30 protein-coding genes, 1 pseudogene and 1 riboswitch are annotated in these 26,413 nt (G+C 38.0%); of the genes and pseudogenes, 5 read left to right on the top strand and 26 right to left on the bottom strand.

The features are described from left to right. Positions 1-2: 2 nt before the first annotated feature. From IYQ91_RS06230 to IYQ91_RS06195, 8 genes are all read right to left on the bottom strand, one after another. Positions 3-2,057, bottom strand: coding sequence for a cation:proton antiporter (locus IYQ91_RS06230; RefSeq protein ID WP_195673370.1), 2,055 nt, complete (start codon positions 2,055-2,057; stop codon positions 3-5). Positions 2,058-2,068: 11 nt separating this feature from the next. Then, positions 2,069-2,323, bottom strand: a complete 255-nt coding sequence (locus IYQ91_RS06225; RefSeq protein WP_003023671.1) for a hypothetical protein — start codon at positions 2,321-2,323, stop codon at positions 2,069-2,071. A gap of 12 nt (positions 2,324-2,335) precedes the next feature. Then, positions 2,336-2,884: a tRNA (mnm(5)s(2)U34)-methyltransferase gene (locus IYQ91_RS06220; protein WP_106101016.1), complete on the bottom strand. Its 549-nt coding sequence runs from the start codon at positions 2,882-2,884 to the stop codon at positions 2,336-2,338. Continuing rightward, positions 2,878-3,822: a TIGR01212 family radical SAM protein gene (locus IYQ91_RS06215; protein ID WP_106101017.1), complete on the bottom strand. Its 945-nt coding sequence runs from the start codon at positions 3,820-3,822 to the stop codon at positions 2,878-2,880. Before IYQ91_RS06215 ends, IYQ91_RS06220 begins: the two co-directional genes overlap by 7 nt. Positions 3,823-3,863: 41 nt before the next feature. Beyond that, entirely contained in the window at positions 3,864-4,190 is a 327-nt protein-coding gene (locus tag IYQ91_RS06210; RefSeq protein WP_106101018.1) for an MGMT family protein, read from the bottom strand. Positions 4,191-4,212: 22 nt separating this feature from the next. After that, complete coding sequence (locus IYQ91_RS06205) at positions 4,213-4,863, bottom strand: phosphatase PAP2 family protein (RefSeq protein ID WP_106101019.1); 651 nt, start codon at positions 4,861-4,863, stop codon at positions 4,213-4,215. Then, positions 4,853-5,416: an ECF transporter S component gene (locus IYQ91_RS06200; RefSeq protein WP_003023663.1), complete on the bottom strand. Its 564-nt coding sequence runs from the start codon at positions 5,414-5,416 to the stop codon at positions 4,853-4,855. Before IYQ91_RS06200 ends, IYQ91_RS06205 begins: the two co-directional genes overlap by 11 nt. A 148-nt stretch (positions 5,417-5,564) precedes the next feature. After that, positions 5,565-5,789: riboswitch (FMN riboswitch) on the bottom strand. Positions 5,790-5,857: 68 nt separating this feature from the next. Beyond that, the gene (locus IYQ91_RS06195; protein WP_195673369.1) at positions 5,858-6,370 is read right to left on the bottom strand and encodes a tRNA (cytidine(34)-2'-O)-methyltransferase; all 513 of its coding nucleotides are present in this window, start codon (positions 6,368-6,370) and stop codon (positions 5,858-5,860) included. 362 nt (positions 6,371-6,732) lie between these two features. On the opposite strand from IYQ91_RS06195, the gene trkA reads away from it, so the two are divergent. From trkA to IYQ91_RS06180, 3 genes and pseudogenes are all read left to right on the top strand, one after another. Beyond that, complete coding sequence (gene trkA, locus IYQ91_RS06190) at positions 6,733-8,082, top strand: Trk system potassium transporter TrkA (protein ID WP_195673368.1); 1,350 nt, start codon at positions 6,733-6,735, stop codon at positions 8,080-8,082. A 3-nt stretch (positions 8,083-8,085) separates the two neighbouring features. Further along, positions 8,086-9,525, top strand: a complete 1,440-nt coding sequence (locus IYQ91_RS06185) for a TrkH family potassium uptake protein (RefSeq protein WP_126467475.1) — start codon at positions 8,086-8,088, stop codon at positions 9,523-9,525. Positions 9,526-9,885: 360 nt separating this feature from the next. Then, positions 9,886-11,141: pseudogene (locus tag IYQ91_RS06180) on the top strand (aminoacyltransferase). A 366-nt stretch (positions 11,142-11,507) separates the two neighbouring features. On the opposite strand, the gene IYQ91_RS06175 reads toward IYQ91_RS06180, so the two are convergent. The 15 genes from IYQ91_RS06175 to IYQ91_RS06105 all read right to left on the bottom strand — a co-directional run bounded on the left by IYQ91_RS06175 (position 11,508) and on the right by IYQ91_RS06105 (position 21,777). Then, on the bottom strand, positions 11,508-11,993 hold the full coding sequence (locus IYQ91_RS06175; protein WP_195673367.1) for an acyl-CoA thioesterase: 486 nt from the start codon (positions 11,991-11,993) through the stop codon (positions 11,508-11,510). A 347-nt stretch (positions 11,994-12,340) separates the two neighbouring features. Next, on the bottom strand, positions 12,341-12,595 hold the full coding sequence (gene yidD / locus IYQ91_RS06170) for a membrane protein insertion efficiency factor YidD (RefSeq protein ID WP_195673403.1): 255 nt from the start codon (positions 12,593-12,595) through the stop codon (positions 12,341-12,343). After that, complete coding sequence (locus tag IYQ91_RS06165) at positions 12,595-13,320, bottom strand: pseudouridine synthase (protein ID WP_003023648.1); 726 nt, start codon at positions 13,318-13,320, stop codon at positions 12,595-12,597. The genes yidD and IYQ91_RS06165 overlap by 1 nt, the downstream gene beginning before the upstream one ends. Then, a complete protein-coding gene (gene scpB, locus IYQ91_RS06160) occupies positions 13,307-13,873 on the bottom strand; it encodes an SMC-Scp complex subunit ScpB (RefSeq protein ID WP_117644233.1) in 567 nt (188 codons plus the stop codon). Before scpB ends, IYQ91_RS06165 begins: the two co-directional genes overlap by 14 nt. Then, the gene (locus IYQ91_RS06155; RefSeq protein ID WP_195673366.1) at positions 13,866-14,576 is read right to left on the bottom strand and encodes a segregation/condensation protein A; all 711 of its coding nucleotides are present in this window, start codon (positions 14,574-14,576) and stop codon (positions 13,866-13,868) included. Before IYQ91_RS06155 ends, scpB begins: the two co-directional genes overlap by 8 nt. Then, positions 14,576-15,307: a site-specific tyrosine recombinase XerD gene (xerD, locus tag IYQ91_RS06150; protein ID WP_022526603.1), complete on the bottom strand. Its 732-nt coding sequence runs from the start codon at positions 15,305-15,307 to the stop codon at positions 14,576-14,578. The genes IYQ91_RS06155 and xerD overlap by 1 nt, the downstream gene beginning before the upstream one ends. Beyond that, on the bottom strand, positions 15,304-15,765 hold the full coding sequence (gene cbpB, locus IYQ91_RS06145) for a cyclic-di-AMP-binding protein CbpB (RefSeq protein ID WP_003023640.1): 462 nt from the start codon (positions 15,763-15,765) through the stop codon (positions 15,304-15,306). The genes xerD and cbpB overlap by 4 nt, the downstream gene beginning before the upstream one ends. Continuing rightward, positions 15,762-16,283: a metallophosphoesterase gene (locus tag IYQ91_RS06140; protein ID WP_106382441.1), complete on the bottom strand. Its 522-nt coding sequence runs from the start codon at positions 16,281-16,283 to the stop codon at positions 15,762-15,764. Before IYQ91_RS06140 ends, cbpB begins: the two co-directional genes overlap by 4 nt. Beyond that, entirely contained in the window at positions 16,259-17,245 is a 987-nt protein-coding gene (locus IYQ91_RS06135) for a nucleoside-triphosphate diphosphatase (protein WP_195673365.1), read from the bottom strand. Before IYQ91_RS06135 ends, IYQ91_RS06140 begins: the two co-directional genes overlap by 25 nt. After that, positions 17,242-18,036, bottom strand: a complete 795-nt coding sequence (gene racE / locus IYQ91_RS06130) for a glutamate racemase (RefSeq protein WP_003038626.1) — start codon at positions 18,034-18,036, stop codon at positions 17,242-17,244. Before racE ends, IYQ91_RS06135 begins: the two co-directional genes overlap by 4 nt. Positions 18,037-18,129: 93 nt before the next feature. Beyond that, positions 18,130-18,378: a YneF family protein gene (locus IYQ91_RS06125; RefSeq protein WP_003023631.1), complete on the bottom strand. Its 249-nt coding sequence runs from the start codon at positions 18,376-18,378 to the stop codon at positions 18,130-18,132. A 54-nt stretch (positions 18,379-18,432) separates the two neighbouring features. Beyond that, positions 18,433-19,683, bottom strand: a complete 1,251-nt coding sequence (locus IYQ91_RS06120) for a diaminopimelate decarboxylase (RefSeq protein ID WP_021001962.1) — start codon at positions 19,681-19,683, stop codon at positions 18,433-18,435. 107 nt (positions 19,684-19,790) lie between these two features. Next, positions 19,791-20,474: a Bax inhibitor-1/YccA family protein gene (locus tag IYQ91_RS06115; protein ID WP_003029961.1), complete on the bottom strand. Its 684-nt coding sequence runs from the start codon at positions 20,472-20,474 to the stop codon at positions 19,791-19,793. 25 nt (positions 20,475-20,499) lie between these two features. Beyond that, a complete protein-coding gene (locus tag IYQ91_RS06110) occupies positions 20,500-20,991 on the bottom strand; it encodes an HDIG domain-containing metalloprotein (protein ID WP_003029959.1) in 492 nt (163 codons plus the stop codon). Between the two features lie 45 nt (positions 20,992-21,036). Further along, positions 21,037-21,777, bottom strand: coding sequence for a TrmH family RNA methyltransferase (locus IYQ91_RS06105; RefSeq protein ID WP_195673364.1), 741 nt, complete (start codon positions 21,775-21,777; stop codon positions 21,037-21,039). 31 nt (positions 21,778-21,808) lie between these two features. On the opposite strand from IYQ91_RS06105, the gene IYQ91_RS06100 reads away from it, so the two are divergent. Next, entirely contained in the window at positions 21,809-22,087 is a 279-nt protein-coding gene (locus tag IYQ91_RS06100; protein ID WP_195673363.1) for an acylphosphatase, read from the top strand. A 79-nt stretch (positions 22,088-22,166) separates the two neighbouring features. Beyond that, on the top strand, positions 22,167-23,084 hold the full coding sequence (gene yidC / locus IYQ91_RS06095) for a membrane protein insertase YidC (RefSeq protein WP_022526595.1): 918 nt from the start codon (positions 22,167-22,169) through the stop codon (positions 23,082-23,084). A 134-nt stretch (positions 23,085-23,218) separates the two neighbouring features. On the opposite strand, the gene IYQ91_RS06090 is transcribed toward yidC, so the two are convergent. From IYQ91_RS06090 to mltG, 3 genes are all read right to left on the bottom strand, one after another. Beyond that, positions 23,219-23,683, bottom strand: coding sequence for an 8-oxo-dGTP diphosphatase (locus IYQ91_RS06090; protein ID WP_195673362.1), 465 nt, complete (start codon positions 23,681-23,683; stop codon positions 23,219-23,221). Between the two features lie 97 nt (positions 23,684-23,780). Beyond that, entirely contained in the window at positions 23,781-24,263 is a 483-nt protein-coding gene (gene greA, locus IYQ91_RS06085; protein WP_003023612.1) for a transcription elongation factor GreA, read from the bottom strand. A gap of 450 nt (positions 24,264-24,713) precedes the next feature. After that, positions 24,714-26,321, bottom strand: a complete 1,608-nt coding sequence (gene mltG / locus IYQ91_RS06080) for an endolytic transglycosylase MltG (protein WP_195673361.1) — start codon at positions 26,319-26,321, stop codon at positions 24,714-24,716. Positions 26,322-26,413: the final 92 nt, after the last annotated feature.

The raw sequence follows: 26,413 nt of genomic DNA, 5'->3' as shown, positions 1-26,413 counted from the left end.
TTTTATTTCTGTCTGACATAGTTCATCATGTCGTATGGTAATGTATTGGCGGTTTCTTTGAGAGAATAATTTTCTAAATTATTGACATTTTGACGGAGAAATTTTGCATAACTAGCTGAAATCAGCTTTTCGTGTTCATATTCAAAAATAATCTTCCGCTCCAAATAATAGCCTCGTAGCATTTCCTTGATATTATTCGGTTTGATACGCGTGATAACCCGTTCAATAAAAGCACTGCTTTCAATAATTGCTGTCTCACGAATACGCGAATCTTGCAAGAAATTGATAAGCGCAGTATTATAAACACCCTTCAGATTTTCTAAACTCCCGATAATTACTTCTGTATTGGCTAGATACAGTTCGGCAATCTCTTCTCTTTCAGCCTTACTAGGCTTTGCTCTATCTTGATTGAGCCAATTACGGAAAGTAGAGCCAAATGTAACAATCTCATGCAGCAATAAGCGAGTCATTCTGAAAAAGCTAATCAAAAAATAAGTGAAGCGCGAAGCAAGGTTGCGGTTGATTCTTTGCTCCATATTCCATAAATAACGTTGGTAAATGGAATAGGCACGGTTGCTTATTTTTCTTTCTTCGTAAGCCTGTTCCAAACCGTCACTTTCGATACTCAGCATCAGCAATTGTAAATCTGTCAAATCTTTTTGAACAGATCTTCCTTCTTGCTCCAAGATAAGATTTTCGATTCGTCCATGATAATTATCAATAGCCGCATAAAGCGGAGCTTTGACTTTGGTATGTTTCAAATCTTCTTCTAATTCTTGGACAACGTCATTTAAAATAGCAATATGCATGAGGTAGTCTGATAATTCTTCCTTATTTTCTGATAAACGAGGCAACACTACCAGTCCTGTCAAAAAACTAAGCAATGTAACTCCAGCCACCAAGAAAAGCAAAAGAGGATATTCCTGCTCTAAAGCTGTTGGAATCAAGAGAATAGTTGCAATGGATACTGTTCCTTTTACGCCTGAAAAAGTTAACAGAGCAATGTCTCTCCAATATTTCGACATTCTCTTTTTCAAACGCAGACTTCTCCAGAAATAAAAGCCATAAATCATGACAAAACGAATGGCAAATAGCACAATCGTCAGCAAAAGAATCGTTAGAAGGAGTCGGAGATTATCATAAACAGGACTTTTCAAAATGGGTTCAGCTATCGTTTCTAACTCAATTCCTAAAATGACAAAGACCGATCCATTCAGCATAAATGTGACAGTTTGCCAAATCGTATCTGTCACGGTATCAACTTGAGCTTCTAATAAAGTAATCCTTTTAAAACGACTAGCCTTAAAAATCCCTGCCACGACAACTGCAATAATTCCTGATACATGGAGTTCTTCGGCCAAAAAGAATGTCAACAACGGTAAACTTAATTCTAACAACAGTTCTCCTGCTGTGTTTGAGGCTCGCACCGTATACAGTAGCTTTTGCAACTGACGATTTAAAAAAGCAGTCAAACCACCCACGATAAAACCGCCAATGATTGAAAGGATAAGTGAGATGCTGGCTTCTTGAGCTGAAAATTTCCCTGTTGTCCAAGCCGTCAGGGCAAATTGAAAGGCAACTAAACCACTCGCATCATTTAGCAAGCCCTCCCCTTTCAAAATATTTTCTACACGTTTTGGAAAGGTAAAGCGCTCAGATAAGGACGCAAAAGCCACCAAATCAGTCGGACCCAAGGCGGCTCCAACCGCGATACAAGCTGCAAGAGGAAGGTACACCCATAGCCAATGCGATAAAAAACCAAGACTCAAAGTTGATAGAAAAATAACTGGAAAAATCAGATAAACAACAATCTTCCAGTGCTTAAGAATACTGGTGATATCGCTTTCTTCTGCTTCTCGAAACAGTAGCGGTCCAATGATTAAAGCTAGAAACAGCTCCGTCTCTAAATGAAACGTTCCAACTGGAATGAAAAATCCCAAGCCAATCCCTAATAGAATTTGTATGAGTGGCGTTGGCAAGCTTGGAAATAGCTTGTTGGTGGCATTTGAAACAATCAGAACAGATAAAAAGATAATAATATAAAGGAGTAAGTCCACATTTTCCTCCTTTATTTTTGTTTACAGCATTTTTCAAAAAGCATCTTCTGCTCGGAGATTTTTTGCTCTATTTTCGATAAATCACGATGCTCAATCATTTTTTGACAGCGCTCCATTTCAAGATTGACTAATTTTTTCTTAATCCGAAGCATTTTTTTGCTCATCTGCGCATCATTTACTTGCTTTGCTAAGATTTCTCCATTGGTTGAATCTAGATATTGACTGCGCAAGCAGTTCAATTTTTCATGTAGATATTGCTTATCCATTTTTCTCTCCACTTAGGTCATTTTCAATTTCTCAATCATCACTAAAAAGGGGGGCTGGTTGATTTGGTTGATTGTTTTATAAAGGGCGACAGTAAATTCCTGCTGCGGCAATTGACTGACAAAATCTAAAACTGCATCTCGCTCCACATCGCCACCTGTATGTCCATAATAAATCATGATTGCAATCCGACCGCCAGTTACTAAGCGCTGACATAATTTTTCCAAAGCCTGAATAGTTGTATGTGGCTGCGTAATCACTGTTTTATCTGCCGACGGAAGATAGCCTAGATTAAAAATAGCTGCTTTAATACTTACAACATATTGATCCACATTTTCGTGACCTGTTAGAAGCAATTCAACATTGTCCAATTTAGCTTCTGCCAAGCGCTTGGTAGTTTGCTCAACGGCTTGCTCTTGAATATCAAAAGCATACACTTTTTTAGCCAATCGTGCCAAGAAAAGCGTGTCGTGCCCATTGCCCATAGTGGCATCAACAACGATGTCTTCATCAGTCACTACTTCCTCTAAAAAGGCATGTGCCATTTGCAATGGTCTTAACATATAAATCGCTGCTCCTTTGCCCTACAACCTTGCACGCTACCACGACGGTTCATTTCTTGCTCAATCGCATTTAGCACTTCCCATTTATTGAGACTCCACATAGGACCAATTAACATGTCCCGTGGTGCATCACCTGTAATCCGATGAATGACGATATGCTTAGGGATTATTTCTAATTGATCACAGACAATAGAAACATACTCATCTTGGCTAAGTAGCTGCAAGCGTCCTTCATGATAATCTCGTTGCATCCGTGTGTTGGTCATTAAATGCAAAAGATGTAATTTAATCCCTTGAATATCATTGTCTGTCACACAGCGGCGAACATTTTCTATCATCATCTCATGGCTTTCACCAGGCAAACCATTGATTAAGTGGGAAACTATCTCGATTTTTGGAAATTTCCGCAAGCGTTGAACCGTTTTAACATATAATTCATAGGAATGTGCGCGGTTAATCAATTGCGAAGTAGCTTCATAAGTCGTCTGCAAGCCTAGTTCCACCGTCACATGCATGCGTTCAGACAATTCTGCTAAATAGTCAATCGTTTCATCAGGTAGACAGTCTGGCCTAGTTCCGATATTGATACCGACAACTCCTGGCTCATTGATGGCCTGTTCATAGCGTTCGCGAATGACTTCCACCTTATCGTGGGTATTAGTGAAATTTTGAAAATAAACTAGATATTTTTTGACTTCAGGCCACTTTCGATGCATGAAGGCAATTTCTTTATAAAATTGCTCACGGATAGGAGCCTCTGGCGCTACAATAGCATCACCAGATCCTGACACTGTACAAAAAGTACAGCCACCATGAGCTACCGTTCCGTCTCGATTAGGGCAATCAAAGCCCGCATCAATCGGAACTTTAAAGGTCTTCTCTCCAAATAGTTTTCGATAATAAGCATTCAAAGAATTATAAGGTTTCATAACTTTCATTGTACCACAAAATAAAACAGAACTCGCGCTCGGAGTTCCATTTACACTTTACTAATATCCGTTGGCCTCCATTGGTGTTTTTTTAAATCCACACAGCCATTCGTTTTAAAAGTCACTCCTTCGGCCCAAAGGAGATGTCTCTGCTCCTCCCACGCTGGCGCTAAGCGTCCTGCGGAATTAACCACACGATGGCAAGGATACTTCCCATAAAGTCCAGCCTGAGACAGGACGCGACCTACCAAACGAGCATTTCTTTCTCGCCCAATTAACTGCGCAATTTGCCCATATGTCGCTACGCTCCCTAAGGGAATACAGGACACAACTGATAAAATTTGATGTACTAACTTGTCATTTAACACTTTTTGCATCATCTTTTTCCTTGTAGCAATGCTATTTTTGTTTTCCTTTGAAACGCCATTGAAAACGCAACTTATCATAATAAGGAAATTCAACATGCAAAATTCCTAGACCTAAGAGAAAGCTTCCCAACACATCTGTCGGATAATGTACTCCCAGATACACACGTGACGTCATAATGATAAAAATCATCACAATCATCAAACTTTGCAAGATACGCTTCGTCTGCACTGATTTTATTCGTTGACTAACGATAATCAACAGCGTACCAAAGATTAGTGTAGAAGCCAAGGCATGTCCACTCGGAAAAGAAAATCCACCTTCTTCTACTAAATGTTGAATAGCAGGACGCGAATGTTGATAGATATTTTTCAAAAAAGCAACTAAAAGCCCCGTCAAGGCAAGATTCCCAATTAAAAGAATAGCCTCACTCCACCATTTCTTATAAAGGAAAAAACCAGCCAAAACTGCGACCCAGGTCATAATAACGGGCGTATTAATCAGACTCGTTACGCTAGAAAAGAAAAATGTCAAAGTATGTGGCAAATCTCCACGCAAAATTGTCTGAATTGGCCAATCAAAGCCTTTTAAATAATTAGGATGAAACTTGACAACATATCCTAAAATCACAAAAAGTAAAAGGGCAAAAGAGCCCTTGGTTAAAAACGTTTGTTTATTTTTCATACTTGATTAAAATTGGTTTCAAAAGCAGATAAATCAGCCAGAAGGCAACTGCAAAAACCACACCTTCTAATAGATTAAATGGAATGACCATTGCAAATAGATAGTTTGCCACGCCCAGAATCTTTGAAATATCAAAATTAGCAAATGTTGCATAGAGTGGAATAGCATAGGCATAGTTGAGAATCAGCATTGCCAAGGTCAATCCGAGCGTCCCCACCACAGAAGCGATTAGAAAACGAACGGTTGTCTGCTCTTTTTTCCAAATCAAAGCAAAAGCAATTACGAAAACAGCAACCGCAATGATATTCATCGGCAAGCCAATATAAGTATTGACGCCTTGATTGTTCAGCAGCAGTTTGAGCACCGAACGAACCAATAAAATGCTCAAAGCACCACCTAAATCCAGCACCACTAATCCCAGTAAGATTGGTAAAATACTGAAATCTAGCTTTAAAAAGCTAGCCCCCGGTAAAATCGGGAAATCAAAGAACATCAGCAAAAATGAAATTGCTGAAAGAATGGCAACAACAGCCATTTTGCGTGTATGTGTCATAACAGGTTCCTCCAATTTATAAAAATTAGAGAAGCTGGAAGGCTTGCTGAAGAACGATTTCTCTAAATCAACGGAACCTTTGAAATAGTATAAGAAAATCTCCTTAAATAAAATTTAAAAGCTGTACTTTTAGACCTTCTTCATTGCCTTTCGTCTTCTCCCATCCAGACTGTACTGTCGGTTGTGGAATTGCACCACATCAGCTTACGCTCGCGGACTTAAAACAGCTATCCAGTTGGCAAAGATTTTGTTTTTAAATGAAGTGGCGTTTCAAAGGTACACAAAGAAACTACAACGCTATATAAAAACAAAAGATTGTCAACGGCTGCAAATTACCGCCGGTCGGGAATTTCACCCTGCCCTGAAGACCCTTTAATCATAACAAAAAAAGCCTGCTAGAGCAAGCATTTTATCCGATGTCGTCCATTCTTTTAAGAAATCCTATTTTAATTTGTCATGTGCATAGTGATGTACTAGCTCCAAACCTGCAAAATTTTGTTGCCGCAGGGCTTCATACACCAGCATACAGACTGTATTTGACAAATTCAGACTTCTGACATGTTCATCATTCATAGGAATCCGCAGGGCTTTTTCAGAATGATCACGCATAAAATCTTCTGGCAAGCCCTTATCCTCACGCCCAAACATGAAATAGTGATTTCCAGCAGTTGCAAAATTTTCTTCCGCATAAACCTTCTCCGCAAACTTAGAAATCAAATACAATTGTCCGTCCATTTTACTCATGAATTCTTCTAAATTGTCATAATAAGTAATGTCCAGCTTATCCCAATAATCCAAGCCAGCTCGTTTCATCTTACGGTCATCAATCGGAAATCCCATTGGTAAAATGATATGAAGAGGCGAATTAGTCGCCGCACAAGTCCGTGCGATATTTCCTGTATTTTGAGGAATTTGTGGTTCAAAAAGAACAATGTGATTTTGAAATGTTGTCATATGTTATAGCCTTCTCATCTATCTTAGTGAGCTGTGATTGCTATCAAGCAAAAAAATAGCCACACTGCCCGGAGTCAAGCTCAGCAGACAGCGTGGTTTAAGGCTCATTAACTTACATCACAACAGGTTTGAGGTAAATCAATGAGGGTACTTTCTTAGTATATCACTTTCTTAGCACATGTCAACAAAAAAAGCTTTATTTTTTCATATTTTCTAGATTTTTATGATGAATTTTCAAGTTTTATCTTTTTATTTTCAATTACTGTACTCTTTTGAATAAAATATCTCTTTTTCTTTCTTCAAAACGATGAAATTTTTGTAAAAAAAGGGTATGATAGAGGGATATACTTGGGAGGTATAACATGAAAATTATTGTCGTTGGTGGCGGTAAAGTAGGCTCTGCACTTTGTCGTTCACTTGTGGCTGAAAAACACGATGTGATTCTCATTGAGCAAAACGAAGCCGTACTGAATCGCATCACCAAGCGTTATGATATTATGGGCATTGTTGGTAACGGTGCCAATTTTAAAATTTTAGAGCAAGCTGATGTAGCGCATTGCGATATTTTTATTGCCATGACAGAGCATGACGAAGTCAATATGGTATCAGCTGTGTTGGCTAAAAGAATGGGAGCAAAAGAAACGATTGTTCGCGTTCGCAACCCAGAGTATTCAAATTCTTATTTTAAAGAAAAAAATATTCTTGGTTTTTCGCTCATTGTTAATCCTGAACTACTAGCAGCCCGGTACATTGCAAATATCATCGAATTTCCTAACGCGCTTTCTGTGGAGCATTTTTCAAATGGACGTGTCAGTTTAATGGCCTTCAAAGTCAAACAAAATAGCAACCTCTGCCAGATGACTTTATCTCAATTCCGAAAAAAATTTGGAAATGTTCTGATTTGTGCCATCGAACGCGATAACCAATTGTTCATTCCAGACGGTGAAATCACCATTTTGCAGAATGATACTATCTATGTCACTGGAAACCGAGTTGAGGTTATTCTTTTCCATAATTTCGTTCGACCAAAAGTCATAAAAAGTCTGATGCTCATTGGAGCTGGGAAAATTGCTTATTACCTACTCAATATCCTAAAAAATAGCAAAATAAAACTGAAGGTGATTGAAATCAATCCGAGACATGCTGAATGGTTTAGTCAAGAATTTCCACATTTACATATTGTTCAAGGAGACGGTACCGCAAAAGACATTTTACTAGAAGAAAGTGCTCAGCACTATGACGCTGTTGCCACTTTGACTGGTGTCGATGAGGAAAATATCATTTCATCTATGTTCCTTGAAAGCATGGGTATTCAAAAAAATATCACGAAAGTCAATCGGACTAGCTTGCTTGAAATCATTGACAGTCAGGAATTTTCAAGCATTGTAACACCAAAGAGAATCGCTGTTGATACGATTATGCACTTTGTCCGCGGACGTGTGAATGCCCAATATTCTGATTTACAAGCCATGCACCACCTTGCCAATGGACAAATCGAAACCCTGCAATTTCAAATAAAGGAAGAAAATAAAATGACTGGAAGACCACTTTCCAGCCTCAAACTGAAAAAAGGTGTCTTGATTGCTGCCATTATCCGAAATGGAAAACCTATTTTCCCAACGGGGGAAGACCACATTCAAATAGGCGACCAAATCATCGTCACGACACTAATCCAAAATATCACGCAAATATATGATTTGTTAGAGAGGTAAGCCATGAATAGAAGTATGATTCGTTTCCTCCTCTCAAAATTGTTAATCATTGAAGCAGGACTGCTACTGATTCCCCTCATTGTAGCATTTATCTATCATGAACCCAATCAAAACCTGCTCTCAATTAGCGCTACAATTGGCATTCTCTTGGCAGTCGGACTTTTAGGCAGTTCTTTTAAGCCCAAAAATCATCATATTTATGCCAAAGAAGGGGTTTTAATTGTCGCCTTATGCTGGATACTTTGGTCCTTCTTTGGGGCGCTTCCTTTTGTTTTTTCAGGACAAATTCCTCATCTCATCGACGCTTTCTTTGAGATCAGTTCAGGCTTTACAACAACTGGAGCTTCTATCTTACCAGACGTCTCTGTTTTGTCACATTCCTTACTCTTTTGGCGTAGTTTTACCCACTTAATCGGAGGTATGGGAGTACTTGTCTTTGCTCTTGCTATTATGGAAAATAATAAAAATGGTCATTTGGAAGTAATGCGAGCAGAAGTCCCTGGTCCTGTTTTTGGTAAAGTTGTCTCTAAATTAAAGGATACTGCACAAATTCTCTATTTGCTGTATTTAGCACTTTTTGCTATTTTTGTAGTGATTTATTATCTGGCAGGCATGCCTCTATTTGATAGCTTTATCATTGCCATGGGAACAGCGGGAACAGGAGGCTTTAGTGTCTACAATGACGGAATTGCTCACTATAACAGCTCTCTCATTACGTATCTAGTCAGTTTTGGAGTACTTATCTTTGGAGTGAATTTCAATCTCTATTACTTTTTACTATTGAGGAAATTTAAAGCATCCTTTGGCGATGAAGAATTGCGAACTTATCTCATTATTGTAGCATCTGCAACGATTTTCATCTGCCTTAATGTCTTTCATATCTATCAAGACCTCTCTCAAACTTTGGAGATTTCATTTTTTCAAGTCTCTAATATTATTACTACAACCGGCTTTGGTTTTGGAGACACCACGGCTTGGCCACTCTTTTCTCAGTTCATCCTCCTCATTCTTATGTGTATAGGGGGTTCTGCTGGTTCAACCGCCGGCGGTTTAAAGGTAGTTCGTTGCTTAATGCTGGTTCGCATTGCTAAAAATCAAGTATTGTCCACCCTCTCACCAAAACGGGTATTGACTCTGCACGTCAATCATAGTGTCATTGACAAAGACACTCAGCATAAAATCTTAAAATACCTTGTACTTTATACGATGATTATCATCTTTCTCATTTTCATCGTTAGTTTAGATAATAATAACTTGATGACAGTCGTCAGTGCCGTTCTTAGCTGTTTCAACAACATTGGACCAATGTTAGGAACAACTGATAGCTTTGCCATCTTTGGTCCTATTTCCAAACTCCTACTCTCTCTTGCCATGATCGCAGGGCGTTTAGAGATTTACCCAATGATCCTGCTCTTTATGCCACAGACATGGTCCAAACGATAGCATATTGCCTAAACGCTGGTCATAAAACTAATATCTCAGACTGTAGACAAATCACCATTTTGGTAGGTTTGTCTTTTGTTTTCTAGAGGAAATGCTCCTTTGGATTGTTTTTTTATTTTCTTTTATCAACTAAGTCATAAATAAAATCCGTAAGAAACCTGAATTTCCTATGGCTTCGTTTGTCTATTCTTTTGTAAATACAAGATTTTGTAAGTCAACAGTCTCATAATATTAAAATTCAAGAGTAAATATTTTGACAGGGTTAAATTCTGGGTGATAAAATAGTTCAAAATAAAAACGTTTTCAAATAAGAAATAATTTTATTCTGTAGCTTCACCAGCTCTTTTTATTAACCTACAAATGATTAAGGAGTACAGAACAATGCCTTTAGAAATAATTACTAAAGAAGCATTTAAGCAACATTATCAAAAAGCGAAACGAAAATCCTTTATCCAATCCGTAGAAATGTCTATTCTATTGAAAAAAAGAGGATATAATGTTGAGTTCATTGGCTTCTTTGATAACAATCAATTACAAGTATCAGCATTATTATTTAGTACAAAAATGGCAGGTGGTCCATACCTAGAAATCAACTCTGGACCTGTTGTCACTAATTATGAGTTCTTGCCTAAATTTTATGAAGAGTTAAAAATCTATGCAAAGCAATTAAATGCTATGGAGCTGGTTGTGAAACCCTATGATATTTATCAAGTCTTCAGTAGTAAAGGTGAGCCCATTAGTACTGAAAAGAAGGAACTTGTATCTATGCTCACCAACCTGAATTACCAATTTGATGGCTTGCAAAAGGACTATCCTGGAGGTGAAGGTGATTGGCATTTTGTAAAAGACCTAGATGACTTAACAGAAGAAACATTACTAAAGTCTTTTACTAAACAAGGAAAATCATTAGTCAAAAAGGCTAAAACATTTGGTATAGAACTGCATAAACTTAAACGTAATGAGCCTTATAAATTTAAGCAGATTACTTCATCAACTTCTGAACGTCGCAACTATAATGATAAGACTTTAGATTATTATGAAAAATTTTATGATAGCTTTGGAAGCAATGCAGAATTTATTATAGCGAGCATAAATTTCAAAAATTATCTGGATCATTTACAAAATAATCAGGATGAATTATCTAAAAAGATTAAATTACTACAAAATTATCTTGAAGAAAACAACCATTCCTCTGAAAAAAAACTGAATCAATTTCGAGAACTATCTAGTCAATTTGAAACGTTTGAAATACGAAAAAACGAAGTATACCAACTATTAAAAAGTATGGAGACAAAAGTACAATATTAGCTGGCAGTCTTTTTGTATACACTCCCCAAGAGACGGTCTATCTCTTTTCTGGATCCTATCCTGAATTTAACAAATTCTACGCACCCGCTCTTTTGCAAGATTATGTAATGCGAGAATCAATCAAGCGAGGTATTCCCTATTACAACCTTTTGGGTATTACTGGTCATTTTGATGGTTCTGACAGTGTATTTCGTTTTAAACAAAATTTCAATGGTTATGTCCTGAGAAAAATGGGAACTTTTAGATATTATCCTTCCCCGTTTAAACATATAACTATTCAAATAATTAAAAAAATTTTAAATAGATAAATCCTAAAATACCTTCCATGGTTTTGCTACACTTGCTTAAAAAACCATGCAAACCAATATAAAATCTTCATTAGGTGTGTAATCCTAGTGAGATCTTTGTGATTAGTAATTTATTGTGTTCATCTCAAAAAGCAACAATAATTCTTACTCATTCTCCGCTGAGATTGGTTTACTATCTACTTCTTATCAGATAAGCTATGATGATTCTATTTAAACACAAAAAAGAATGTTAGAGACAAACTAACATTCCATAATTTTTCACTCTGATTATATTATAGAGAAAGCATTTTTGCACTATTTTAAAGTTTACCGTATAGGAACTAAATGAAACAACAATTTAGTGCGTAGTCTCATCTTCGAAACATACTACATGTTATCTTTCACTGCGACTGCTACCATTCTAGCTTTGGCATGCACCTGACCCGCTACTGTCATCTCTATTGTCACAATGGATTTTCTTTGGCCTAGTTCTTCAAGTCGAGAGATGACCGTAATTTCCTCATCAATGGGCATTGGACTTTTATAATCTATTTCCAAGCGAGCTGTGATAAATCGTCCAATAACCGTTTCTTCTGTCAAATCTAAGCCCTTATTTTGATGAGCAAACCAGGCTGCTGAAGCGGTACCATGACAGTCAAAAATCATGGCAATCATACCGCCAAATAGATTAGCTGGAACACCACCGGTATACTGTTGAGCTGGTGTTATCTTGCTAATGCAGCTAGTTCCGTTTAGACTAGGATAAGTTTTTAAATGCAAGCCTGACTCATTCTTAGGACCGCATCCCCAACAATGCTGGAATCGCTCACCATAAGTATCTTGAATGGCAATATTTCTTGTTTCCAAAATCATTTGCTCTCCTTTTTAAGATTAAATTTACAAGCGCTTTCATGATTATTATATCAGTCTTTAAATGAAGAGTAAATACGAAGTAGATTCAAGATATTTTAATCGTTCGTCTAAGCTGACTTTATAGAAAAGATAGTTAGATTTCACACAGCGAATACCTTTAAAACTTTTCAATTTTCATTGAGTATGAGATGAACCGGCAACAAAAGGCCAGCAAGAAATATAAAAAACGAACAATTTTGATTTTCTGTTAGTTAGAATGTCAAAATTGTTCGTTTTTTATATTTGTACTATTAAGTTATAGTATTTTATAAAGAATCTCTGGTTGACCTCTTTATAGAGGATGCGTCTCAACCTCTTTCTTTGTCTTCTGCATAATTGCGCTTCAAGCTAAAAACATCTGGTACAGGATCATCTCCTCCTTCTACCCAAGGATGACAACGCAAAATACGTGCAATTCCCATTAAGACACCTTTAGCACCGTGCTTTTCAATCGCTTGAATCATGTAATTTGAGCAAGTCGGCTGATAGCGACAAGAAGGTGGAAAGGCTGGCGAGATAAACTTTTGATAAAAACGCACTGGTTCGATAAAGATTTTTTTCATCATTTTTTCTTCGTCACAGCTAGGTTATGTAACTGGCTGACCTCTTTTTTATTGAGACGGCGAGCTTCACCCGGACGAAGACCAGTTAAATTCAAATGACCAAATTGCGTACGAGAAAGTTTATCTACTTGCAAACCAACAGCTTCAAACATCTTTTTCACTTGGTGATTTCGTCCTTCATGAATGGTCAACTGAACAACCGAACGATTCTTAACCGGGTCTACTTTCAGAATTTCGTAAACCGCTGGTTTGGTTTTTTTGCCATCAACTTCCACACCTTTGGTCAAGGGACGGAGAACTTCTTTATCAGCCACCCCCTTGACACGAGCTACATAGACCTTATCAATTTCATTTCGCGGATGAATCATCTCATCTGTAAAATCGCCATCATTTGTCAAAATCAAAGCACCTGACGTATCCCAATCAAGTCGACCAACTGGATAGATTCTCTCTGTGACATTTGGCAACAAATCAACCACCGTTGGGCGACCTTTGTCATCTGTCACACTGGAAATGACACCGCGTGGCTTATTTAAGAGATAGTACACTTTTTCTTCATTGTAAATCGGCTGACCACTGACCTCAACACGATCACCTGACTTAATCGTCGTCGCCAACTCACGAACAACTTGTCCATTCACAGTGACAAGCCCTTGTTTTATCAACTCTTCTGCCTTTCTACGGCTCGCAATCCCAGCATGGGCAATATATTTATTGATTCTCATCCTCTATCCTTTCAGTAAATAGCTGACTTTCTTCTGCCATTAACTCTGTCTCTTCTACTATTGGCAATTCTTCTAAGCTATTGATTCCCATATAATCCAAAAAATAATCCGTTGTCACATAAAGATTTGGGCGCCCTAGCACTTCTTTTTTTCCATTTTCACGAATCAAGTCAAATATCTGCAACTTTGAAATCGCACCACTAGAATTGACCCCACGAATCTCATCCACTTCCATTCTCGTAATGGGCTGCTTATAAGCAATAATGGACAAAGTTTCCAAGGCAGCTCTTGATAAACTTTGATTGATAGGGGCTTTTGAATATTCCCGCAACAATTCAGCAAAATCTTGCTTGGTAACAATTTTATAAGTATTCGACGTCTCTAACAAGGCAAGACTTGAATCTTCATCTTTTTGATACTTTTCTGCCAATTTCTCCAAACTCTGTGTCACTCCCGTAGGAGGCATAGAGAGGAGCTCTGCCAGTTGACGGACACGCAAGCCGTCCTCGCCCGCCACAAAGAGCAGGGCTTCAATCTCTGCTAACTTACTCATTTCTTTTTCCTATTAGATAAATATTCCCAAAATTTTCTTCCTGCATTACTTGGATTTCTTGGACTTTTACTAGTTCCAATGTCGCTAAAAATAAGGTAATCACTTCGTTCATATCTTTTGTTTCTGAAAAAATGGCTTGCAGAGCTATTTTTTCCTGAGAATGACAGCGATCACGTATCACATCCATCATGTCTTCGATTTTATATTCATCTTTGACAATCGTTGTATGACTTTGAGCAAATTCTTCTCTTTTTTGCGTCATCAATTTAGAAAAAGCCAAAAATAAATCAATCGTTGTCTTATCATGGAGCAATGTTGCATCTTCATACACCAATTCAATTTTAGGTTTGGAATAATAAAGAGCTCGTTCTTCATGTTGCTCCGCCATTTTCTCACCTAACAATTTGAATTTCCGATATTCCTCAATTTGAGAAAGCAAATCTTGCTCCAAATCTTCTTCAGTTTCTAAGCTATCAGCTACTTTGGGTAAGAGTTTTCGGCTTTTAATCAACATGAGCTGACTTGCCATTACCATGTATTCACCCGTCACTTCTAACTTCATAGCTTGAAGCGTCGCTACGTAAGCCAGATATTGCTCAATAACCTCTGTAATCGGCACATCATAGATATCCATTTGGTATCTTGACACCAAATGAAGCAATAAGTCCAATGGGCCTTCAAAATCTTTAATTTTTATGTCCATTATCTGTATTTTTCCAACGTCATCATTGTTTTCAAGCCTAAATTGCGCGCAATTTCATATATTTCTACGCCTTTTTCTCGCTGGCGTAAAATATATTGCTCCCGCAAACCCTGAGCTGATAAAGTAGCTTGATTTTTTTCAATCAAAAAAGCCTCTAATTGACGAAAGCCCCATTGCCGCGAATAGCTTTTTCCATTCTTTTCTAACAAGTAAGTTCCTTCCAGAGTTGTTTCCAATTCTCCAATCAATTGGTCTGGAATGGGCACAATGCGCTTTTGACCTGCTTTCTCAATGCGAATAATCTGAAAATCCAGATTGACATCTGCTACTTTCAACTGCAAAATTTCGCTTGGTAAAAGCCCCATTTCTAAAATGAGAAGCGCAATCAAGCGACCGTTGTATTGATTTGTATCTGCATAAAAATCAGACAAATCCAAAATTTCCGCATCGTGTTCTTTCGGGATTCCCACTTTTGGCAACTCCAAACGATAAAAGTCTGAAATCAATCGTTGCTTATATAAATAATGCAAAAATTGATTGACAGCAGATAATTTTCGTTTCTGAACAGAAGGTTTAAAGTCAGCGATAGAAGCTTGGTAAATCCGCAGATTGGTCTCTGTAATTTTTGCATGGGTCACATCTACGAATTGCTCCAAATCATAAAAATAAGCTGTTTTTGAATTGTCAGATAAATTTTTTCCTTCTAAAAAGGTTGTTATTTCTTCTTTCATTTTGGATGAATCTCATATTCATTCGCAAAACTATGCAAAAGAGCATTAACTGCTTTTAGGATAGACTTGCGTGTAATAATTCCTTGAAATGTATTGTCCTGATCAACGACTGGCAAGAAGGACTCATCTACTAACTTATGCAGCACTTCTGTCAATGTAAAATCTGGACCGACTGTCAGGTCATCTTTTTTCGCCATGTGAACAATATCCGTTGTCATAAATTCCTCATCAGGAATTTCGTGCTGCATCTGATAAGACAAGATATCTGTTAGCGAAATGGTGCCAACAAACTTTTTCTGATCTGTCACCACGGGTACTCGTGAGTAGGTCATCTGACTTAACAACAAAATAGCATGATCAGCATTGTGAGTATCAATTAAAACAGCCAAGTTTTCTGCCGGTGTTAAAAAAGTATCTTCTTGCTGTAAGAGAAAATCTTCAAATTCTTTGGCAATCATCGAGTAAACTCCTTTGATAGGCGAGAATACAGTTCGTGTTGACGCGTATAATAGTCCACTTGAAATGCATCATCACTAATCTCTACCTTAGCATAAAGTCGCTCATTGATAACACCGCGCGGTTGGCTGATAGAGCCTGGATTTAAAAAGAGCGTTTTTCCTTCCATCCACGCATCTGGAATATGTAAATGCCCATACAAACAAATATCTGCATTTACCTCTTGTGCCCAGAGGTCCAATTTTTGAAAACCAAAATTGATCTGTTGAAGATGTCCGTGAGTTTGCGCAATAATGGTGCCGTTTAAGTCTGTCACTAAGCGATCTGGATAACCATCATAGAAATCCATGTTCCCAGCTACAACGTAAATTCCTTGCCACACTTCGTCATCACTTGGCAGCTCAGAATCACCATTATGAAAAATAGCATCTACTTTTCCGAGATAATAGGTCTTTATCTCTTCTACAATAGCACGATCTCCATGAGAATCACTCATTACGATGATGGTTTGTTTTGCCATGTTGGAAATACCTCCACTAATTTTTGAACTGCTTGAGCTCGATGTGATTGAGCGTTTTTTTCTTCCATTGTTAATTCTGCAGATGTTTTGCCTGTTTCACCTACTAAAAATAAAGGATCATAGCCAAATCCATTTTCACCTTTTGGCTCAAAATTGATATAGCCTGGCCAATCAGCCTCCACGACTAGACTTTCTTTGTCAGGACTTGCCACTACAAGAGTTGTATGAAATTGTGCTGAGCGGTCTTTCAATTCAAAAACCATTGCCAATTCATGCAGCAATTTTGCATTGTTTTCTAAGTCTGTTGCATCATTTCCAGCAAAGCGAGCAGACCAAACTCCAGGAAGACCACCTAGTGCATCCACTTTTAAGCCTGAGTCATCCGCCAATACCATTTTGCCAGTCAGCTTAGAAATGGTCTCTGCTTTCAAACGAGCATTTTCTTCAAAAGTCATCCCAGTTTCTGCTACCTCTGGCAAATCAGGGTAGTCATTCAGGTTTTCAATTTTGTAGCCTAATTTTTCAAATATTTTACGAAATTCAGCAGTTTTTCCTTCATTGCGAGTAGCGACTAAAATCGTATCTCCTACTGTCAAACCTGACAAGTTTTTCTGAGAAAAGAAATCATTCAGCTGAATCCCATTTTTAGGCAAATGCACTAAAACTAACTGTCCTTTTTCCGTAATCAGAATAGCACCTTTATGAAATTGCGCCTGAAACTGTGAATCTTGATTTTCATTAATCATTTGCAGGACAAATTGAACAAAAGACATTATGGAGTTATATTGAATCACTGCAACAGAAAAAGACTGCTCTTCAACTACTAATTGACGGAGCTCTTCTACCATGCGACTCAGTTCTTCTGAAACGACGTCTTTAAAATAGAATCCACCGCCATAGGGAGACCATTCTCCAACATACCAATCTTGGGTATCTTTATACTCATAAATTTTGCTACTCATAAGGTCACATGCTCCACATTTATTTCTTTATTTAACCACGTTTCTGCAATTTCAGCAAAACTTTTTGCATTTGCTGTGGTAAAAAAGCGGTGTTGAGGAAGTTCTCCTTCTCTGCTGTGATTGATTTCAAAATAATTGAGCAAAACAGAAATGTCCCGCACGCATTCTGCTCCACTATCAATCAGTTTCACTGTTGGTCCCATTACATTTTGAATGATTGGTTTTAGTAAAGGATAATGCGTACAGCCTAGCACTAAAGTATCTACCTTGCCTTTTAACGGCATCAAGCTCTCATAGACCACTTTTTTCGTAATGCTAGACGACAGCTCGTTAGACTCTACCAGTGGGACAAACTTGGGACAAGAAAGACTTGTCACCTCCACTTCCGGTAAGAGACGTTCGATTTTTTGCCGATAAATATCTGATTGAATCGTCATTGGCGTTCCAATAATGCCAATCGTCCCATGTTGAGAGGCTTTAATTGCTGCACTAGCTCCCGGTAAAATCACTCCCAAAACTGGAATATCCAATTTTTCTTTGATTTCTTCCCAAACCACAGCAGTAGCTGTATTGCAGGCAAGAACAATCATTTTGACATTTTTAGTTAAAAGAAATTGCACTAATTGCCATGTATATTCGCGAATCTGATCTGCTGGTCTTGGTCCATAAGGCGCACGTGCAGAATCACCGATATAAATCACTTCCTCATGTGGAAGCTGCCGCATCAGTTCGCGAACAACTGTCAAACCGCCCACGCCTGAGTCTAAAAAACCAATTGGTCGATTATCCATAAGTTCTTCTTTCTAAAGAAGGGACTGGGTGCAAGGCCCAAATCCCCATTCAGTTATCTCTTTAAAAATCAAATTTTATACTGTTTTAACAGCTTATTTTTTCTTTTTAGCATTTTCAAGTGCTGCTTTTTGTTGATTTTTAATTTGACGATACACTTGTTGTACCTTTGCTTCATTTGGTTTTTGTCCATTTGCAGATAGCATTGTACGAACCGCATCAATATTCAAACGTGGATTGTCTGCAAATTCTTTTTCAATTTGTTTGCGAACTAGATACATTCCAGCGAGCATGCCACCAAAGAAAGCCAGAATAATCAACAAAATAGCTAATAGTAAATTCATAAATATGTAATCCTCTTTTCCCTTTTTACATCTTCTTATTATATCAAAAATTGTCTATTTTTCAAAATCAAAGCCATACAAAGTTGCGAAGTAATCCTCTGGTATTTCAGCACGCCGAATCATTCGTACACCGCCGTCTTCTTCCAGTAAAATTTCAGCTGAACGAAGTTTAGCATTGTACTGATAACCCATTGAAAAACCATGTGCTCCTGTATCGTGAATCACTAAGGTATCCCCAATATTGGTAATCGGCAGTTCGCGCTGAATGGCAAATTTATCATTATTTTCACAAAGACTGCCGACCACATCCACTATTTCTGTCGGTCCGTCTGGGTGATCCATATTTGTAATATGATGATAAGCGCCATACATAGCAGGACGCAGCAGGTTCACTGCTGAAGCATCTACACCAATGTAAGTGCGATAAGTCTTCTTTTTATGCAATACTTTCGTCACCAATAACCCATGAGTGGCCAGCATAAAACGTCCCAGTTCCGTAAAAATTTTAACCTTTCCTAAACCTGCAGGTATTAAAATTTCCTCATAAACTCGGCGAACTCCTTGCCCAATCGCTAAAATGTCATTTGCTTTTTCTTCTGGACGATAAGGAACGCCTACTCCGCCTGAAAGATTGATAAAATCCAAGTCCACATTGGTCTCAGCTACGACCTCAACGGCTAATTCAAATAGCTGACGGGCTAATTCAGGATAATAATGATTCGTAACAGTATTAGAAGCTAATAAGGCATGAATCCCAAATTTTTTAACGCCCAAATTTTTTAAATCTTTAAATGCCTGGATGAGTTGTTCTTTGGTCATCCCGAATTTGGCTTCTTCTGGAGAATCCATAATATCTGTTCCCAACTCAAATACACCGCCTGGGTTATAGCGGCAAGAAATGATTTCTGGAATGCTCGCCACTTCCTGTAAAAATGCAACATCTTCATAAGCATCAAGATTGATAGTAGCTCCCAATTCACGCGCAAATTGTATTTCTTCTGCAGGCGTATCATTGGACGAAAACATCATGTCATTTCCTGAAAAGCCTACTTTTTGGCTCATCAAAAGTTCTACATAGCTGGCGCAATCTACTCCACAACCTTCTTCTTTCAAGATTTTTAAAATAGTCGGATTCGGAGTTGCTTTCACTGCAAAATACTCTTTAAATCCTTGATTCCAAGAAAAGGCTTTCTGAAGCGCACGAGCTGTCTCACGAATTCCTTTCTCATCATATAAATGAAATGGAGTTGGAAATTGAGTTGTGATTTCAGCTAACTTTTCGCGACTAAGAAATGGTTCTTTCATAGCAAGTCTCATACTTTCTTTTCATTTGCTTTATTATATCATAAAAGAAGAAGCCATAGCCATAAAAAAAAAGAAGCTGGAATCAGTCCAACTTCTAATTCTTACTTTTAATTATCTCTTCCAAAAATACGAAGAATGCTGAGGAACAGATTGATAAAATCAAGGTAAAGGCTTAAGGCGAGTGAAACTGCCCAACCAGCCGCTACATTTCCGCCTGATTGCTCATAGACATAGCGGATTCTTTGATTATCCCAAGCAATCAATCCAGAAAAGATAATCACACTAATAATGCTAATGATGAAATCTAGTCCAGAACTTCTAAGGAAAATATTCACCAAACTAGCGATGATAACTCCAATCAGACCTGCAATAAAGGCTCTGCCCAGACCAGAAAGATCTTTTTTGGTAAATTTCCCAATCAATGCCATAGCAAAAAACATCGCTGAAGAAGTAACGAAGGCTGCTAAAACCGTTGCTTGTGTGTAAAGAGCCAACACTAAACTAATCGTAAAGCCATTTAAAGCCGAATAAACTAGAAAAGTTGGCAACGCAGCTGGATTGTTTTTGGCAGACATCCCTGAAGCCACCCAGACAAGAACCAACTCAGCAAAAATTGCCAAATAAAAAATCCAACTATTCGCCATTATTACTGAATAAATCACATCTTGAAATATTGTTAACATCAAAGCCGAGACAAGGGCAGAAATGCCAATCCCCATACCGACTAATGAATAAACTTTAGCGTAAAAACTATTGATACCACTATTTTCTTGAATAACTGTATTGTTCATAAGCTCTCTCCTTTATTATGATATGTTACGATTTTAACATTTTTCGATGAAAAAGTCTTCTTTTAGCCATTCTTTTCCGAACTGGCGCCATGGCTTCCTTGATCGCCCAGTATTTATCCACCATGGTGACAATATAGCCTTCTTTATACCGTGGTGGTGCCAATGTTGCTCCCCACATGTGTTTGATAATGATGTCTTCTTCCACTTTATTTAAATTGGTTACTTTCCGTGCATTTCGTACTGCTAAGCGAGGGTGTACCCAAGCATGACTTTTATTAAATTTCGTTTCCCGCCAATCATAATAAAACATATCGTGCAGAAGTCCGCCACGTGCGGTACTTTTTGCATCCCAACCTAATTTTTTAGCAATTTTATAACTCGTATAACTAACATGAATCGAATGCTCCAAGCGATTGGAATAAATATGGTGTGTTATGGTTTTTAATTTCTGGACGCGTGGTTGAGCAATCAATTGTCCAACATGCTCCATATACTCTTTGTCTTCTTTATAAAGCATAGAACCACCTCCATGTGCTTCTAATTATAAATATATTTCTAAATTTTAGCTTAAAGCAAAGATGAGAATGCCTGCTGCCACGGCGACATTTAAACTCTCAGCTCGTCCTTTCATCGAAATATGAATGAGGTAATCAGCTGCTTCTGCCATTTCAGAACTAATCCCCTGACCTTCATTTCCCAACACAAGAGCAAAATCCGACAGTGGTGCTAACTCCCGATAATCCATCGAATCTTTTGAAAGTGTCGTTGCCAAGATCGGCAATTGTATTTGTTTGACAAGCTCAAGAAAATCTGCTGTTTTTACTCGATAAATAGGCAAATGAAAGTGACTGCCTTGCATGGAGCGTAGAGTTTTCAGATTGTAAATATCTGCTGAATGCTGCGAAATAAATACCCCGTCATAGCCAGCCGCATCAGCTGTTCGGATAATCGTGCCCACATTCCCCGGATCCTGCACATCTTCTAAAAAGAGATATTTTCCTTTGAGAACTGAAGGAATCGTCGCTTCCTCAAAAGCAAGCTCTGCTACAATGCCCTGCGGTGTTTTGGAATCAGCTAAATCTGCTAAAATTTCTGCCGTCACTACATAAACTTGAGGAAAATCCTGCACTCTATCGGCAAATTCTTCTAAAACAAAAATATGCTGAATGTTAGCTTGTGCATTGACTGCTTCTTCAAATAAATGCCAGCCCTCAATTAAGTATGAGTCTTTCCGATATTTTTTTTGAAGTAATTTTTTAGTATTTTTTACCACATTATTCGCTTTTGAGGTTATAATATTCATAGAACTATTATATCACAAAAAGGAGGTTCACATGCAAAAAGTAAGAATGATTGCACAAGGTCGCGTGCAAGGAGTTGGCTTTCGTTGGGGTGTTTACACACTTGCCACAGAAATCGGCGGTATCACAGGGCGTGTCTGGAATAATGAAGACGGAACCGTAGAGATTTTAGCACAAGCGAAGAATTCTGCCCTCATGGCAAAATTTATCCAAGAAATCCGCAAAGGACCAACGCCATTTTCAAAAGTCAGCTATTTAGATGTCACAATGGCTAATTTTGATTCCTATTCAGATTTTAAAATTGCAAATTAGGTCTCAAGAACTATTGTATATTTAGGAAAAAAACAGTAGAATAGAAAGGTATTATTTTTTAGAAAAAGGAAACAAACACGTGAAAAAATTAAATCGTATTTTATTCTCAGGGTTAGGGCTGTCTATGCTTCTGCTACTCTCAGGATGTGTACAAGTCAAAAATGGTAAGCCTGCTGGATTTGTCTGGGATATTATCGGAAGACCAATGAGCCTTGCCATTCAGTATTTTGCTAATAATATGGGGCTTGGTTTTGGTGTTGCCATCATCATTGTTACTTTGATTGTCCGCTTGATTATCCTTCCGCTTGGACTTTATCAGTCTTGGAAATCAACTTACCAATCAGAAAAGATGAATTACTTGAAACCTATTTTTGAGCCAATCCAAGAACGCATGAAGAATGCGGAAACACAAGAAGAAAAACTGGCTGCTCAGCAAGCACTCATGGCTGCTCAAAAAGAAAATGGTGTCAATATGCTCGGAGGTATCGGATGTCTTCCTCTCCTGATTCAATTACCATTTTTCTCTGCCCTTTATTTCTCTGCTCAATACACTGAAGGAGTAGCTAAGAGTGTCTTCCTAGGAATTCCACTCGGAAAAGCCAGCATTCTTCTCACCATTATCGTCGGAATTTTGTATTTCATTCAATCTGCTTTGACCCTTGTCGGCGTTGATGAGGTTCAAAAAGAGCAAATGAAGAAAATGATGTACATGAGCCCGCTCATGATTGTCATCTTCTCGTTCACAGCTCCAGCAGGTGTTACACTTTACTGGGTAGTCGGTGGTTTCATCATGATTATTCAACAATTGATTATCAATCATTACATCCGTCCTCAGCTCAGAAAACGCGTAGCTGAAGAATATAAAAATAATCCGCCTAAAGCCATTAAAAATTCTGGTCGTAAAAAAGATGTAACACCTCAAGCACAGGCCGTTATTGAAAATAGAAAACAAAATAAAAAGAAAAATCGTAACGCTGGAAAACAACGTTCAAGATAAACAAAAAGCTGGAACGATCGTTCCAGCTTTTTGCTTGCCATTCAATCAGAAAAGCATCTTACTATTATGAAATGGCACCCTACCTATCCAATCCTCCACCTGAATAAATAGAATGCCCTCATTTAAACATAAAATTACCAAAATTCGCGAACAAAATCATTTTCTAAGCGTTCACTATAAAACAATTCTGACAATGATTTGTCATCAAAAATACGTAGCAAATTTTTTAAATCATAAGCCAATTCGAGAGTGTCCAACTCTTCACGTGCCACCCACCTAACTTCACCTTCTTCTGATGAGCGGAGATGTCCTGAAAATTCATTTGTGCGATAAAGAAAGACCAGATAACGAATGCCTTCTGCCGTGTACCAATGTTTCATACCAACCAGTTTAGGATGATGGATTGTTAGTCCCGTTTCTTCATAAATTTCACGCACAACTGCTTGGTGGAGGCTCTCCTTTTCTTCTATATGTCCACCAGGTAAAGCTGCTCCTGACCAAGAATACATCTTGGGGTCACGAATCTGCATGACAATGCGATTCTGATCGTCTTCAATCAGACACATATTAGTTAAAATTACTTGAGATTTACGAGCCATATTTTTCTCCTCTAAACTTTGTATCGAATAGATAAGAATTTGGGACAGGTTTCATAGTTGCTATCGCAGCCATCAACCTATCCCAATCCTTTATTTTTTAAGCTGTTTTTTCGACTTTTAGGATTTTTACATCATAACTGCCCACAGGTGTTTCAACTGTAGCAGTATCGCCTGTTTTCTTGCCAATTAGAGCTTGTCCAATAGGACTTTCATTAGAAACCTTTCCAGCAAAAGCATCTGCTCCTGCTGCACCCACAATCATATAGACTTCTTCATCCGTTTCACCAACTTCTTGAATCGTAACGGTCTTACCGATAGCAACTTCATCTTGTGCTACTGCATCACTATCTACAATTTCAGCATAGCGAATCTTGGTTTCCAGACTTGAGATTTGTCCTTCAACAAATGCCTGCTCATCTTTGGCTGCTTCATACTCACTATTTTCTGATAAGTCTCCATAAGAGCGAGCAATTTTAATACGTTCTACCACTTCTGGACGGCGAACTAATTTAAGTTCTTCTAATTCTTTTTCAAGTTTTTCCTTTTCTTCAAGGGTCATGGGATAAGTTTTTTCTGCCATTATTTTTTCTTCTTTCTATTTTTAAAATAAAGAGGGAGTGGGACAGAACTCAGCTTGAAAATTTTAGTTCCTAGTCTCACCCCCGCAGGGTTGCTCAACAGTCTCCCAGACTGTTGAGGTGGTGGATAAAGAAAACAAAGTTTTTGTCAAAAGTGTTCTACCGAGCTTGAAAAGCAAACAACTTTGAGATTTGCTTTACAAGTTCTATCCGCCACCTCAAAGCAATGCTTTGAGCAATCAGTAGCTGCGTCGTTGGTTTATTATAACTATATACTTTATACTTTGAAGCTGGAAACTTTCGTCCCAGCTTCTTTTTAATATTCGCTTGCTTTGCAAGGTGCATTCTTCATCTAGTCTAAAATACACTTGTAGCAATCTTTTTAGACTTATACATCATTGCTCAGAAGTAGAACAAAATCAAGTTTTAAAAGTTACGTTTGTCCCGCTTCTTTAATTCGAACTACTTGATTGTGTTAATTTACTATTAACATGCTCTTGAACATTTTTTTCATGTTCTTCATAGGTATTTGCGAAATAAACATTTCCTGTTTCTGTATTGGCTACGAAGTAAAGATAATCCGTTTTGGCTGGATTAACAGTCGCTTCAATAGCAGAAAGACTAGGATTGTCTACAGGACCAGGCATTAAACCGGTATTTTTATAAACATTGTAAGGCGAATCAATATTAGTATCAATCGCAGCGTCTTCTGCTAAGGTTGTCTTTTGACCAAGCTTCCCTTGAGCATACAAAATTGCAATATTACTTTGCAAAGGCATGTTTTGATTTAAACGATTGTAAAAGACACTTGCGATGTTTTTTCGGTCTTGATCTGTTGAACCTTCTTTTTCAACCAAGGACGCAATTGTTAAAACATCGTGCACCGTCAAGTTCTTCGTTGCTAAAACATCATAATATCGCGACATAGTCTTATCCATTGCAGCTAACATTTGATCAATGAGAGTTTCAGCTGTTGTACTATCTGTCACATTGTAAGTGGCAGGGAAAAGATAGCCTTCTAAGCGATACTTAACACCGCTCTCTTTTTTAGCTAAATTGCCTAATAAGTTTGGATATTTTGTAGCTTCCTGAGTGATAAAATTATCATCTTGCACTTTCTTTAAGAACGTATCCGAAGACAATTTATTTTTCTTCAACTTCGCAATCGTTTTTGCAATTTGGTCAATCGTATATCCTTCTGGAATGGTCAATTTTTCCATTGAGGGATCCTGCGGAGTGTCCGTTCCACCTTGCTGTAGCTTTTTAGCAATCGTATCCAAACTCATGCTCTTTTGCAGATTGTAATAACCCGATTGGAAATCTGCATAGTTTTTAAACTTAGCATAATAGCTAAAAATCTGAGCATTTTTGATCAAACCAGCTTTTTCCAAGACCGTTCCAATTGCTTTGGTGCTCGATCCAGTCGGAATCTTAACCGTCACATACTTTGTATTTTTCGCATCAACTGGTTGTAAAGCTGATGTAACATAGCGATAAGCAAAGAAACCAGTTAAACCAATCCCTAAAAGCAGCAAAATTAAGACCGTTTTGACGATTTTTCCGGCGATTTTATTTTGACGCTTCTTCGTGTTAATCGTTTGAGCAGTCCGATTTGAACGAGAAAGTTTCTTTGTATCTTGCTCCGTTCCGTAAACTGCAGGTTGAACTAATTCTTTTGGAACCTTGGTTTCTTCAACAGCCTGATTGGTTGGGTAAGAAACAGGGACTTTCGTCGTATGAGTATTAAACTCTTTTTCTTCTTCCCTAGCTACTGCTTCGGCTTCTATTTGCTCAATGGTTGGAAGGGGACTTTCTAAAGGAGCTGGCTCTGGTTCGCCACTTTCTTCTTTTTGAACTTTTGGTATATCCTTTTCAGAAGCAGTTGCTTTCTCTTCTTCCTGTGCAGAAGGAAGCACAGATTGACCCAAACCTAACTTTTCCTGCAAATCATTAGATTCTTCTACAGGTTTTGGTTGTTCAGTTCCCTTTGCTTTAGCCAAGTCGCGCAGAATCTGTTCTTTAAAACTCAGCCCTTCTTTTTCTTGTGAATCTTCAGCCAAATAGTTGACCTCCTTGTTCAATATCCCTACTATTATATCTTAAAAGGTAAAGAAAAGCAATAAGAGAATGCCTTTCTTTCAAGCATCCTACA

The sequence above is a fragment of the Streptococcus sp. HF-2466 genome (assembly GCF_015594645.1).
GTDB lineage: Bacteria > Bacillota > Bacilli > Lactobacillales > Streptococcaceae > Streptococcus > Streptococcus anginosus.
Note: the sequence above shows the minus strand (reverse complement) of the source record. Positions and strands in the feature narration are given on the sequence as shown.